Origin of the sequence: Sphingobacterium faecium (genome assembly GCF_003054045.1) — a bacterium.
In the GTDB taxonomy this organism is placed as follows: Bacteria; Bacteroidota; Bacteroidia; order Sphingobacteriales; family Sphingobacteriaceae; genus Sphingobacterium; species Sphingobacterium faecium.
The window spans coordinates 756866-769747 of sequence record NZ_QBKH01000001.1 but is presented as its reverse complement, the minus strand read 5'-3'; the positions used below and the strand labels follow the sequence as shown (position 1 = coordinate 769747).

At 34.6% G+C, this 12882-nt stretch carries 12 protein-coding genes; 7 read left to right on the top strand and 5 right to left on the bottom strand.

Going from position 1 to position 12882, the window contains the following annotated elements; genetic code table 11:
* The first annotated feature begins 11 nt into the window (after window positions 1–11).
* Both truB and C8N37_RS03350 read left to right on the top strand, forming a co-directional pair.
* Window positions 12–749 carry a tRNA pseudouridine(55) synthase TruB gene (gene truB / locus C8N37_RS03355; protein ID WP_108157540.1) on the top strand — a complete coding sequence of 246 codons (738 nt, stop codon included), beginning with the start codon at window positions 12–14 and terminating at the stop codon, window positions 747–749.
* A 43-nt stretch (window positions 750–792) separates the two neighbouring features.
* Window positions 793–1767, top strand: a complete 975-nt coding sequence (locus C8N37_RS03350; protein WP_108157539.1) for a bifunctional riboflavin kinase/FAD synthetase — start codon at window positions 793–795, stop codon at window positions 1765–1767.
* A gap of 75 nt (window positions 1768–1842) precedes the next feature.
* Here the strand turns inward: C8N37_RS03350 and C8N37_RS03345 are convergent, their stop codons facing one another.
* Window positions 1843–3846: a M13 family metallopeptidase gene (locus C8N37_RS03345; RefSeq protein WP_108157538.1), complete on the bottom strand. Its 2004-nt coding sequence runs from the start codon at window positions 3844–3846 to the stop codon at window positions 1843–1845.
* Between the two features lie 84 nt (window positions 3847–3930).
* Between C8N37_RS03345 and C8N37_RS03340 the strand changes: the two genes are divergently transcribed.
* From C8N37_RS03340 to C8N37_RS03330, 3 genes are read left to right on the top strand one after another with little or no spacing between them, the layout of a single operon-like run.
* The gene (locus C8N37_RS03340) at window positions 3931–4572 is read left to right on the top strand and encodes a YgjP-like metallopeptidase domain-containing protein (protein ID WP_108157537.1); all 642 of its coding nucleotides are present in this window, start codon (window positions 3931–3933) and stop codon (window positions 4570–4572) included.
* Entirely contained in the window at window positions 4554–4916 is a 363-nt protein-coding gene (locus C8N37_RS03335; protein ID WP_108157536.1) for a hypothetical protein, read from the top strand. The genes C8N37_RS03340 and C8N37_RS03335 overlap by 19 nt, the downstream gene beginning before the upstream one ends.
* 6 nt (window positions 4917–4922) lie before the next feature.
* Window positions 4923–6125, top strand: a complete 1203-nt coding sequence (locus tag C8N37_RS03330; protein ID WP_108157535.1) for an oxygenase MpaB family protein — start codon at window positions 4923–4925, stop codon at window positions 6123–6125.
* A 5-nt stretch (window positions 6126–6130) separates the two neighbouring features.
* Here C8N37_RS03330 and C8N37_RS03325 read toward each other — a convergent pair whose 3' ends face one another.
* Window positions 6131–7177 (bottom strand): alpha/beta hydrolase, encoded by a 1047-nt coding sequence (locus C8N37_RS03325; protein WP_108157534.1) that lies wholly within the window; start codon window positions 7175–7177, stop codon window positions 6131–6133.
* 372 nt (window positions 7178–7549) lie between these two features.
* Here C8N37_RS03325 and C8N37_RS03320 point away from each other — a divergent pair, with 372 nt between their 5' ends.
* Both C8N37_RS03320 and C8N37_RS03315 read left to right on the top strand, forming a co-directional pair.
* Entirely contained in the window at window positions 7550–8485 is a 936-nt protein-coding gene (locus C8N37_RS03320; RefSeq protein WP_244914326.1) for a L,D-transpeptidase, read from the top strand.
* 91 nt (window positions 8486–8576) lie between these two features.
* Window positions 8577–9338 carry a murein L,D-transpeptidase catalytic domain family protein gene (locus C8N37_RS03315; RefSeq protein WP_108157532.1) on the top strand — a complete coding sequence of 254 codons (762 nt, stop codon included), beginning with the start codon at window positions 8577–8579 and terminating at the stop codon, window positions 9336–9338.
* 127 nt (window positions 9339–9465) lie between these two features.
* On the opposite strand, the gene C8N37_RS03310 is transcribed toward C8N37_RS03315, so the two are convergent.
* The 3 genes from C8N37_RS03310 to yihA all read right to left on the bottom strand — a co-directional run bounded on the left by C8N37_RS03310 (window position 9466) and on the right by yihA (window position 12659).
* Window positions 9466–10929 (bottom strand): alanine/glycine:cation symporter family protein, encoded by a 1464-nt coding sequence (locus C8N37_RS03310; RefSeq protein WP_108157531.1) that lies wholly within the window; start codon window positions 10927–10929, stop codon window positions 9466–9468.
* A 167-nt stretch (window positions 10930–11096) separates the two neighbouring features.
* Window positions 11097–11948: a UbiA-like polyprenyltransferase gene (locus C8N37_RS03305; protein ID WP_108157530.1), complete on the bottom strand. Its 852-nt coding sequence runs from the start codon at window positions 11946–11948 to the stop codon at window positions 11097–11099.
* Window positions 11949–11951: 3 nt separating this feature from the next.
* The gene (gene yihA / locus C8N37_RS03300) at window positions 11952–12659 is read right to left on the bottom strand and encodes a ribosome biogenesis GTP-binding protein YihA/YsxC (protein ID WP_108157529.1); all 708 of its coding nucleotides are present in this window, start codon (window positions 12657–12659) and stop codon (window positions 11952–11954) included.
* Window positions 12660–12882: the final 223 nt, after the last annotated feature.

Genomic DNA, 12882 nt, shown 5'->3' with positions numbered 1-12882 from the left:
TGAATCAATGAATGGAAAATAACGAAAAAGATCAAATAGAAAAAGTGTTTTCATTTGCCGAAGGACAAATGTTATTGATAGATAAGCCACTGACCTGGACAAGCTTTGATGTGGTTGGGAAAATTCGTAACTCCATTAAACCATTAAAAATAAAAGTAGGTCATGCGGGTACATTAGATCCATTAGCAACGGGTTTGTTAATTGTGTGTACTGGTAAATTTACAAAAAAAATAGATAGCTATCAAGCTGAAGATAAGGAGTATATGGGGACCATCACGTTAGGTGGGACAACCCCTTCTTACGATCTTGAAACAGAAGTCGATGAAACTTTTCCTACAAATCATATTTCGGAAGAAATGATATATGATGCTGCGAAGACTTTTGAAGGTGATATTGACCAATACCCTCCTGCGCATTCAGCTATTAAAATCAATGGAGAACGTATCTATGAAAAAGCTCGTCGAGGTGAAACAGTCGAATTAAAAACCCGCAAAGTCACGATTAATAGCTTTATCATTGAAAAAATAGAAATGCCTGTTATCCATTTCAGGGTTTCATGCAGTAAAGGAACCTATATTCGTTCCCTCGCATATGACTTTGGAAAAGTACTCAACAGTGGTGCTCATTTAAGTTCACTCAGAAGAACTAAAAGTGGCGATTACCAAGTTGAAAATGCTTGGAACTTAGAAGAATTAATTCAAAAAATAAAAGTTCATAAAGAAATTAATATGGCAGAACATCAATCTTAAGAATTGATTTCTATTTATTAATTTCCCGAAAATATTTCATTAAATGAAAATTTATAGAAGTTTAGATGATTTTAAAGCATTGGAAAATGCAGTTGTTACCATTGGTACATTTGACGGCGTCCATATTGGTCATCAAAAAATATTAACTCATTTAAAAGAATGTGCTAAAAAAATTAATGGGGAAACGGTTTTATTAACCTTCTACCCTCACCCAAGATTAATTATCAATCCTGATGATGATAGTTTGAGACTTATTAATGATATCGAAGAGAAAGTCAGTAGACTTTCAGAATTAGATATTGATCATTTAATTATTACCCCTTTCTCTCGTGATTTTTCAAACCAAACTCCTGAAGAATATATTAGCAATGTATTAGTAGGAAAATTAGGTACAAAAAAGATTGTAATTGGATATGATCATCACTTTGGAAAGGATAGAAAAGGCAGTTTAAAAGATTTACAGCAGTATGCTGATATTTTTGATTATTCCGTAGAGCAAATCCCCGAGCAGGACATCAATGATGTAGCCGTATCCTCAACACGAATACGCCTTGCATTGATTACAGGTGATATCAACACCGCAAACCTATATTTGGGTTATCCCTTTGAATTAACAGGAACGGTAATACGTGGTGATCAAATTGGTCGAACAATAGGTTTTCCTACAGCCAACCTTCAGGTACATGAACAGCATAAATTGATTCCGGCCTATGGTATTTATGCCGTAGAAGTTCATATTTTTGATCATCTTCAAAATATCACCACAGGTGAATACATCGAAACTGAACCATATAGCATTGCTAAAGGAATGGGGTACATAGGCACACGTCCGACAGTAGATGGAATGAACAGAAGTATTGAAATTAGCCTTTTTGACTTCAATGAAGATATATATGGCAAAACATTGCGTGTAAAGTTTTTACACTTTATTCGTCATGATGAAAGATTTGATTCACTACAAGAAATGAAGGATCAAATTAAAGAAGATGAAAGACAAATAAGAGCTTTACTTTTTTAAATAAGATCAGGATAAATAGAAAGGGGTCAGCATTAAAAAACGCTGACCCCTTTCTATTTTAAAATTTATTCTACATTACCAAATCACAATTCTATCGTTTTTAGGAACAAATAGTTTATCACCTTCTTTAGTACCGAATGCTTCATGGAAACCATCTAAATTGATGATTGGAGCAAAAGCACGGTATTGTGCAGGCGAGTGGGGATCTGTCTTCACTTGGTTCACAACAAACTCATCTGTCGTTTTGGTTCTCCAGATTGTCGCCCATGATAAGAAGAAACGTTGCTCTTGTGTATATCCATCGATCAAGCCCGGATTACCTTTATCTTTCAAATACATCTTCAATGCATCAAAAGCAACAGATGATCCACCTAAGTCTCCGATGTTTTCACCTAAAGTAAAACGGCCATTTACTTTAACACCTGGTACAGGTTCGTAAGCCTCAAATTGTTTGACCAAAGCATCAGCCGAAGCTTCAAACTTAGCTTTATCCTCTTCAGTCCACCAGTTGTTCAAATTACCATTTCCATCATATTTGGCACCTTGATCATCAAAACCATGAGACAATTCATGACCAATCACCGCACCGATACCTCCAAAATTAACAGCTGCATCAGCTTTATAATCGTAGAATGGTGGTTGTAAAATAGCTGCGGGGAATACAATTTCGTTGAACAAAGGACTGTAATAAGCATTTACCGTTTGCGGAGTCATACCCCACTCTGTCTTATCAACAGGTTTACCTTGTTTATCTAAGTTATCTTTAAAAGCCCATTTGCGCTCATTCAAAATGTTGTCAAATAAAGAAGTACCAACCGCTAAAGTAGAATAATCCTTCCATTTATCCGTATAGCCAATCTTCACCTTGAACTTAGCCAATTTTTCTAAAGCTTTCACTTTCGTATCTGCAGACATCCATGCTAGATCTTTGATGTGTTGCTGAAAAGATTTGATCAAATAATCGACCAACTCTTCTGCCTGTGCTTTTGCTTGAGGCGGGAAATTCTCTTTTACATACATCTTACCCAAAAGCTCTCCCACAAGGCTATTGACAAACTCAAGACCTCTTTTTTCCAGATCGCGCTGCTCTTTTTGACCTTTCAGCTTTTTACCCCAGAAATCAAAATTGAGTTGATCCAAATCTGCCGTTAAGTATCCTGCTGCATCATTCATGACATTAAATTTCAGCATCTCTTTTATCATATCCAAATTCTCAGGTTTCAATACTTTATCTAAATTTTGGTAATAACCCAATTCTGAAATAATAACCGTATCTGCTTTAAATCCTGTATCTTTCAAATATTTCGCTAGATCGATGTTCTTAACCATCTTTCCTAAATCAGCAACTGCAACTGGATTATAACGCTTTTCAGCATCACGCGACTGCTCTACTGTTTTTAGATTTTTAGCTAATTCTTTTTCAAATGCAACAATTTTTGGACCTTTTAAGTCACGAGTACGTTGACCGACTTTGCTATAAAGCGCCGAAATAAAATTAGAATAATCTCCTAAAGTCTCGGTATTTTTAGCATCTACCACTTGGTAATAAGAACGTCCAAGACCTAAACTCGCAGCACCTAAATAAACCGTATTGACATTACTGTTTTTCAAATGCGCATATACATAACCACCAAAGAAAGGATTGCCACCGATAGGCGTTACTTCGACTAAGTAATTATAAAGGCCTTTAAAATCCTTTATAGCATCGATCTTATCTAAATAAGGCTTAATTGGAGTTACCCCCAATTGATTACGTTTGTCAAAATCAATGTAGGAACGGTACAAATCACCAATCTTTTGACCATCAGAGCCTTTTTCAAATGTAGTACTTAAGGATTCTTTTAAGATCTTTAAAGTAGCGATATCCGTATTTTCACGAAGTTCATCAAAAGATCCCCATCTTGCTTTATCCGAAGGTATTTCAACCGTTTTCATCCACTGACCGTTTACAAAATTGTAAAAATCATCCTGTGGACGAACACTTTTATCCATAAATGCTGGATTGATTGCTGGATTTTGCTGTGCAAAGAGAACCCCTCCACACATCATCAAAGCAGCAAGTACTGTGTGTTTTTTCATATCACCGTTTATTTTGTTTTAATTTAATGACAAACTTAATAAAAGTAAGTATTATGTTTACAAGGACAAACATTTAATTTCCATATGATCACTGAAATAGCTGGAAAACACTATAAAATCATTACCACAGATGCGAAAGATATTCGTTTAGACACGAAGCTGAGTGTTCCTACCATCTTTGTCCCTGCGAATATTGATGTCAAAACATTAGAACAGTTTATAAAAAATAAAAAAACGAATACCGCTATTAATGAAGAAATTAGTTATGTAGATGAGCCTATTCAACTATTTCAACAAAACTATATACTTAAAATTATCAAGAATAGCATTTTTCCTAAGATCATTGTAAAAAATAGAACGATTTCCATTTATTGTAAACGTAACACGGAGTATCAAAAACAGTTGAATAAATGGAGGAAACAGTTTGTATTACAACAATTGGCAGATCTCATCGGTTATTGGGAAGAAGAATTACAGATATTGATCAATGTGATAAAACTTAGATCCATGCAAAAACGTTTATACACTATTCAAGACCGAAATAGCATTACTTTTAGCAACGTTATTATTTGTTTGTCTATTTCTGAGCTTAAATACCTCATTTTTAACGCAATTGCTGAACTCTTGAGTTTGAACCCCAAAATACGAAAACACTATTTTCCTGAAGGACAGTTAATTCAGGATCAAATTGCTTATACATTAAAGACATGTCAACAATCAAATTAAATATAAAGGTGTCGGAAAAAGAATGGGTAGAAATCAATCATAATTCCACATTATTAATCAATAACATCACACTTGACGAGCGAAAACAATTGCAGGAAGTTGTGTTTGACAATTTATCCGATAAAGATGGTGCCCCACTAATTGATGATCTTACAGTAGCAAAATTCACTATTGACGAGAAAAAAACTAATGGTAAATTCCGAATTAATTTCAATATAAATCGTCAATTCTGTTGTAGCGATACCAGCTCTTGTCAGTCGGATTATATCGATTTCACTTTTACTTATCGACCAAATTTTATAAATGCCGTAGGAGATTTTGTAAACTGGAATATTGAAAATTAGTATAAAATGGAAATACCAAATCGGTACAAAATCAATACCTCCTCTTTTCAACATTATTGGACAAAAGGAGCTGGAGTAAAACTATTAAAAAAATTAGATCATACACCCAACTTAGATGATGCGAAAAAACTTATTCCTTATCTGTACGCATACGATGAGTCTGCCGATAAATTGGTGAAGCAGCTGCATCAGCAAGTTGGATTTGTAAAAGGTCAACAACTTATAAAAGATTATTTAATAGATCATAAAAGTGTACTGCCACCATTTAAATATGCACTAGATAGCTTTTTTAAACAAATAGATACTTCACCGTCATGGCTCAATTGGGACTTATTAGAGAAGGGTATAGGAATTAGCCAACGATCAGGTTTAAATGGATTAATTGTTTTGCGCGATTATTGCCTTATGGGCGGCTATGAATCCGCTGCCATCAATAAGCCATTAATTTATACAGGTGCATTAAAAAAAGGAGCAGTCAAAAGACTTGCTGATACAGTTGAATTCTGGGTTGATATCATGCAAAACCAATCCTTAAAAAAAGATCAGATCGGTTTTCTAAAAATCATTGAAACTAGAATGATCCATTCCTATTCTCGAATTAATATTTTGAGTAAGACGGATTGGAAGAAAGATGACTGGGGTATTCCACTCAACCAGTGGGATATGTTGGCTACAAACCTAGGCTTTTCTTTAGTTTTTATGGTAGGTCTACAACATATGCATTTTCAAATTCTTCCTGAAGAGATCACTGCTGTACTTCACCTTTGGAAATATATTGGATACTTATTAGGAATTTCTCTTGAATTATTGCCTGACACAGAGCAGGAAGCGATCCAAGCACTTTATTATTGGACAATGACACAAAAAGAAGGCGATGCAGATTCCAAACTGCTAGCAAATGCACTACAGCAGGAACCACTAGCAGCCTATTACCCCACATCAGCATTAGGCCGTAAAATGATGCGTGAAATTCACCTTTATTACAACTACTATCTTTTAGGCAATTATTCATGTCAACTTTTAGGTTTAAACAAACCGCGATTTGGCGCTATTGCCCATCTTAATATCTTAAAAAATAAAATTCGAAACAGTAAGTTAATGACGGATAAACATCGACATATGATGATTAAAAAAGGGAGATCAGAACAATTAGAAGTAAAAAGAATTTATCTTACTTATAATAAGAGAGAAAACAACAAAAACAGTTAGTTTGCCTATTTTAATGCAATTCCATTTGCTTTTAACATGGTTTTAAATTTAGGGTTACGAATATACTGGTTAAAAGCGTGGCTTTCCATTCCTGAAAAATCAGTTTTATCAATGCAAGAATAATGTTTGATCAATTCGTTGTAGACATCATCTTTATACCCTAAATCTGTTGGCGTTAATTTATCAGCAAGAAATCCAAAAAATTTCTTGAGCATCTTATCAGTATTATTTGTAGTAATATGTATTTTTTTGATTTGAGGACTAAATGAACAAAAAGAATCATTGCCCATTTCATTTGATTTAAAATCAATCAACCCAATCGCTGGCGCTAACATAATGCAAGTTATACGATTTTGATTTTCTAATAAACTGCTCGCTTTTTCTACATCAACCTTATGCACTTCCTTAATTTCTTTAACAAATTTCTCATTAAAAGAAGGCTTACTAAGTGCACTAAGTACTACAGAAGCGCCACGACTATGTGAAATAATGTAAACGTCTTTATTTGATATCGCATTTAACACCCTTCGTAAACCAAACTCACCCGCCATCTGACTAAAAGATGTCGCTGTAAACCAAACTTTGACTCCTGCAAAGGGATTCGTAATGGATAGCCCATCCCAATAAAAACGTATGATCTCGTCTTCCTTAGCATTAATCTTAATTAATTTTTGGATATAACCATAACTCTCATTTACTTCTTGATTGGTTGCATTAAATCCATGAACAAAAATAAAAATACGTTTCTTTGATTTCACATGCTCCTTAAGTTCTTTCAGTTTTTTAACTTCAAATCCATTCAGTTCATCTACAATTCCTCGGTCTGTCGCTATTTTCATCAACGAATATGCTTCTCTTTTTCCATTCTGTGGAGGATTTCCATAAGTTTTTCGCCAATTATCAGGATAAAAATTTCCATTCTGATCCACAAATGAATTTGAAATATTAGGTTTAACGAAAGAATTAGGCTTCTGTGAGAGCGGTACATTATGCATAATACCACAAGAAGAAATAAATAAGAGTAATATTAAATAGCGCAAATTTGAATTCATATACCTAAAAAAAATAGTTAATCTAAAAATAATGGAAATTATTGATAGAACGTCATCATGATATAAATGTTTTATCCTGATTACAATAAAATTAGTTCAAACAACCTCTCATGCTCTATTTTTGTGATGTTCTATAACAAAATACCTTATAAATGCTAAATCTCGGCACTATGTTTGGTAAAGAAATAATTCAGGAAAATTTCATCGTTAAGAATTAAAAGTTTTCTGAAAGATCATCATTTTAATGAGTCCTATTTTATGAAGTATTTGTCTGTCAAAAAAAAATTGCAATACACTGTTTTTATTAGTTTACTATTTATTTCTTGTCAACATGGCCAACCTGAAAATAGTGATCAAAAAAACAAAAAAAATATGACTGCAGATTCATTGGCGGCGGCGAAAAAGAAGGCAGAAGAAATAGCAAAAGCTAAACCAAAGAACGCAAAAGACATCCAAATCACCAAAGAATTACAATATACAAAGTATACGTTGGAAGATACTTATCCTTATAAGGATACTGTAAGGCAATTTCAATGGGATAAAATAAAAGAAAAATTAGCCTTTATTGAAAATTTTCAAGATGGACAGTCGATTTATGGAGTTTTGCAAAATTATCAAAACTCGAATGGTGAGGCACCAACAATTCCCAATTTCAAAAGAGATTCTTACAAGCGCGTTGCCGATTCTTTAGGAACTGAGCGCTATCAAGCAAGTCCATTATACCGTATAGGAGAAACAAAATTACCTGCTATATATGGTAAAGATGGATGGCTAGTCAAGCTACAAAGTAGTGATACCTTAAAACGTATAAAAGTTGAGGGTGTATCATTTGATGGAACATGGGAAGTGCCAAAAAAATATGTTAAAACAATCGGAGATTCGGTCAGATTTGACAAAGTAGCGATCGTAGATGTTACAAACCAAAATATTTGTACACTAGATAAAACAGAAAAAGGATGGGTAGTCCGCAGCATGAATCCCGCTACAACGGGCCGTCACAAGCCTCCCCATGCACAAGAAACACCTACAGGTATCTTCGTACTTCAAGAGCATAAATCCAAAATGTTTTATTTTAAAGATGGTACAAAACGCATAGAAGGATATGCGCCATATGCAAGCCGTTTTACGGCCGGAGCTTACATACACGGGGTTCCTGTTAATAATCCTAATGGAAAAATAACAGAATATAGTTCCACTTTAGGTACTATTCCTCGATCACATATGTGTGTCAGAAATGCGTCATCACATGCACAATTTGTTTATAAAAGGTCAAAAGACTTTCAAACATTGGTGATAGTTATTGATTAACAATAATTAATAAACTGATTAACAATTTTTTACACTTTTTAACTATCTTTAGTTCTTAGATTTGTATTTGAAAAACAATTAAGGATAAGATATGGAGAAATTAGTGTTCATTTTATTTATGGGTTTATATGCGGCAGTATTCTCAGAATCAAAAAATGCAGTAGCGCCAGAAATTCATAAAAAACAAATTGAAATTACAAAAGAACTAACAAAGGTAGATTCACTCTACCAAAGCATGAATCTGAAGGATGTAGTGAACTATAAAGCATTCAAAGAAGCAATGGAAGGTTATCAATTACTACCGGCTAAAAACAAAGATATATTATCGATAATTGATTTTACATTGGCATCAACCGAAAAAAGACTTATTGTATTAGATATTAAAAACGAAAAGGTCCTTTTTCATTCCCTTGTTTCCCATGGTAAGAATAGCGGTAGCAATTATGCTACTTCTTTTTCAAATACTCCCGAATCATACCAAAGCTCACTTGGTTTTTATGTAACAGAGAATACTTATCAAGGTGAAAATGGATATTCTTTAGTACTAAATGGATTAGAAGAGGGATTCAATGATAAGGCCAAATCAAGAGCTGTAGTGGTTCATGGAGCAGATTATGTCAATACAGGCATCGTCAGTGCATTGGGTCGATTAGGACGCAGCTATGGCTGCCCTGCCCTACCAAGAGAATTAAGCAAACCCATTATTAACACCATTAAAGATGGAACGCTATTATTTATTTACGCGGACAATGAAGAGTACTTTGCAAAATCAAAAGTATTAAATCATCGTAATGCGCTCATGGCACATTATGAAAAAGATATGGCTGATCGTCAATTTGGCACTTTAAATTAATAAGAAAGCTCTCAAGATTGACTTGAGAGCTTTTCTTAATTTATAGCGGTAAGGAAAGCGGCCTGTAGAGACTGACTCCTTATCAGAAGCATTAATTCTTAATATTTGATGTTATGATAGATCTCTTCTATAATTTTTCTTGATCCCAAAAATCTGCATTTTTAATTCCCAATTCCTTCGCACTAAATTTTGGATTCAACTCGCCTCTATTGCGTTTCATTTTATAATCTTTCCAAACCTTTAATGCTGTTTTGCTCATCAATAAAATAGCAATCAAATTGACATATGCCATTAGACCAACACCAATATCGCCAATTGCCCAAGCAACTTCCGCAGTTTTTATAGATCCATAATACACCGAAGCTAAAAATACCAGTCGTAAAACCCAAGTAATCGTCTGATTTACCTTATTTGAATATATATATGACAAGTTAGTTTCTGCGTAATAATAATAGGCCATTACGGTAGTAAATGCAAAAAAGAATAATGCTATTGCGACAAAGCCATTACCTATCAATGGAAAATGATGCGATACTGCTGCTTGTGTAAAAGCAGTATAATTTACCCCAGGAACATGTTCTGAAATGAACCCGATCAGTTGGCCAGCACCATCAAATTGTCCCACATTATACTGATTGGTAAATAAAATCATCAGCCCTGTAGCTGTACAAACAAATAAAGTATCGACGTATACGGAAAATGCTTGTACTAATCCCTGTTGCGCCGGATGGCTCACCTCTGCTGCTGCAGCAGCATGTGGTGCAGTCCCCTGTCCAGCTTCATTGGAATAGATACCTCTCTTTACTCCCCACGCGATAGCCATACCTATAATACCTCCAAAGGTGGCATTCAAACTAAAAGCAGAGCTAAATATCAAACCAAAAACATCAAATATCTGGGTATAATTTAGAGCAATAATCACTAAAGCCATCAAGATATAAGCTCCTGCCATAAAGGGTACAACGAGTTCAGCCACACGTCCTATTCGCTGTACGCCACCGAAAATAATAACAGCAAGTAAAACTACTACTCCTATGCCTGTATAAGTCACAGGTATCTCAAAGGCATTGTGCATCGAAGATGCAATAGCATTACTTTGCACACCAGGTAGTAAAAAACCAGTACTTGCAATTGTTATAATGGCAAATAAAACCGCATACCATTTTACACCGAGACATTTTTCGATATAATAAGCCGGACCTCCTTTAAATTCACCACCAACCTGTTGTTTATATACCTGCGCTAAGGTAGATTCGACAAATGCTGATGCAGCACCTAAAAATGCAATGGCCCACATCCAAAAGATAGCACCTGGGCCACCCATATAGATAGCTGTGGCTACTCCGATAATATTTCCGGTACCCACACGACCTGAAATAGCCAATGCAAAGGCTTGAAAAGAAGAAATGCCTTCATCAGTTTGTTTTTTTTGGAACAACAACCGCAACATATCTTTGATATATGTTAGTTGAAGAAATCCAGTACGTATGGAGAAATACAAACCTGTCAATAAGCATAAATAAATAAAAACATCACTCCACACAAGGTCAGATGCTAATTTTACAAAATTTTCAAAATAATTTTCTGTCATAATTTATGGTTTTGCTAATAAGTAGCGTTTAATTCATATTTCAAGTTCTGAAAATATAAATTTTTATTCAGGATGATGCAAAAAACATTTCAGAAAATACAAAAAAGCCAGACTAATCAAAATTAATCTGGCTTTAAGTAACCTATATAACTAAACGCTACATCATATCAATATAGAACAATATCGAGCAAATAGAAAACAGCAAATATCACCGATGCGATACCATTTGTTGTCATAAAAGCACGATCTACGCGCCTCAAATCAGTAGGACTCACAATTCGATGCTGATAGATCAGTAAAGATCCGTAAAAGACAACACCTATATAATAAAACCATCCCACTTCCATATATAATATAGGCAGTAGGACGAATATAAATGAACATATGTGTAAGATTTCGGAGAACCTTAAAGCCCCTTTAGTACCTAATAATACAGGTATAGAGTTCAACTTATTTTGACGGTCAAATTCCTCATCTTGTAAGGCATAAATAATATCAAATCCACTTACCCAACACAATACCGCCAGTCCATAAAGTACAGGTACAATATGAAATTGTCCTGTAACGACTAAGTAAGCACCTACAGGAGCTAAACCTAACCCTAGCCCAAGTACCAAATGACACAATGCAGTAATACGCTTTGTGTAAGAGTAAAACAGCACAACAAATAAAGCAATTGGTGATAACATGAAGCATAAGCTATTGATAAAATAGGTCGCAATTACAAAAATCAAGCAGTTCATTATGGTAAATAGTAGTGCACCAGGTGCAGAAATTCTACCTGCCGGAATATCCCGCATGGCTGTTCTAGGATTAATTGCATCAATATCCCTATCTAAGTAACGATTAAATGCCATGGCTGCATTCCTTGCTGTTACCATACAAATAAGCATAAGCACCAACAGCTTCCAATCAAAAGTATGATGGGTTGTATGGATTGCTAAGAAAAAACCAATAATGGCAAATGGCAATGCAAAAATACTATGCGCAAATAATACAAGGGATAGATATTTCTTCATAAACTATTCCTCTTCATCAGCATGACGATATCTATCAAGATCAACGTCACCGTATTTATCCTCATCCCCATCATCATATCCCTCTTGATCAACATCTGAAGTCACCTCAGGCAAAACAAATCGCGTATTGATATCAGCGATGGTATCCAATATAGCATCACACCCTGATTTTACCTCTGCAGAAGTTAGGAAACATTTCGGGATCTCTTCAAACCATTCCGACAATGCTTTTCTAAATTTTGACATATTCACATCAGATTTCACATGGGACTGTTTATCCGCCTTGGTAAATACGAGCATAAAAGGTAAACCCTTCTCACCTAACCAATAGCAAAATTCAAGATCTATTTTTTGTGGTTCATGGCGGCTATCGATCAAAACAAAAATACATTGCAAATTATCGCGATGGGTCAAATAACGGCGAATAAATTTCTCCCAAGCTTCCCGATTAGTTTTTGAAGTCTTAGCAAAACCATAACCAGGCAAATCCACTAGAAACCAATCATCATTGATGATAAAATGATTTATGAGTTGAGTCTTACCGGGTTTTTGCGATGTTTTAGCTAAACCTTTCTTACCAACCATAGCATTGATTAACGATGATTTACCTACATTGGAACGACCAATAAAAGCATACTCTGGTAGTTTGCCTTCCGGCAATTTATCAACTCGTGTATTACTACAGATGAATTCGGCTTTTTTAATTTGCATCTTGCAAAGGTAGCATAAAACTATCCTTCTGACAAATTCAACTCCGATGCCATGCAATTTTATCTAAACAATAAAGTAAATAAAATTGTAACATTTCATGAAGACTGTTTACTAACTTTAAAATACTCATGTTAAGCAAATGTAACTGATTAGCTCACTGGTATAAATCATCAAGAAATAGAATGATGATCATCAATTATCAAAACAACAAGAGTTCACTACA

Coding starts and splice junctions, on each gene's coding strand:
- truB (WP_108157540.1), top strand. CDS start 12: ATGGAAAATAACGAAAAAGATCAAATAGAAAAAGTGTTTTCATTTGCC.
- C8N37_RS03350 (WP_108157539.1), top strand. CDS start 793: ATGAAAATTTATAGAAGTTTAGATGATTTTAAAGCATTGGAAAATGCA.
- C8N37_RS03345 (WP_108157538.1), bottom strand. CDS start 3,846: ATGAAAAAACACACAGTACTTGCTGCTTTGATGATGTGTGGAGGGGTT.
- C8N37_RS03340 (WP_108157537.1), top strand. CDS start 3,931: ATGATCACTGAAATAGCTGGAAAACACTATAAAATCATTACCACAGAT.
- C8N37_RS03335 (WP_108157536.1), top strand. CDS start 4,554: ATGTCAACAATCAAATTAAATATAAAGGTGTCGGAAAAAGAATGGGTA.
- C8N37_RS03330 (WP_108157535.1), top strand. CDS start 4,923: ATGGAAATACCAAATCGGTACAAAATCAATACCTCCTCTTTTCAACAT.
- C8N37_RS03325 (WP_108157534.1), bottom strand. CDS start 7,177: ATGAATTCAAATTTGCGCTATTTAATATTACTCTTATTTATTTCTTCT.
- C8N37_RS03320 (WP_244914326.1), top strand. CDS start 7,550: ATGACTGCAGATTCATTGGCGGCGGCGAAAAAGAAGGCAGAAGAAATA.
- C8N37_RS03315 (WP_108157532.1), top strand. CDS start 8,577: ATGGAGAAATTAGTGTTCATTTTATTTATGGGTTTATATGCGGCAGTA.
- C8N37_RS03310 (WP_108157531.1), bottom strand. CDS start 10,929: ATGACAGAAAATTATTTTGAAAATTTTGTAAAATTAGCATCTGACCTT.
- C8N37_RS03305 (WP_108157530.1), bottom strand. CDS start 11,948: ATGAAGAAATATCTATCCCTTGTATTATTTGCGCATAGTATTTTTGCA.
- yihA (WP_108157529.1), bottom strand. CDS start 12,659: ATGCAAATTAAAAAAGCCGAATTCATCTGTAGTAATACACGAGTTGAT.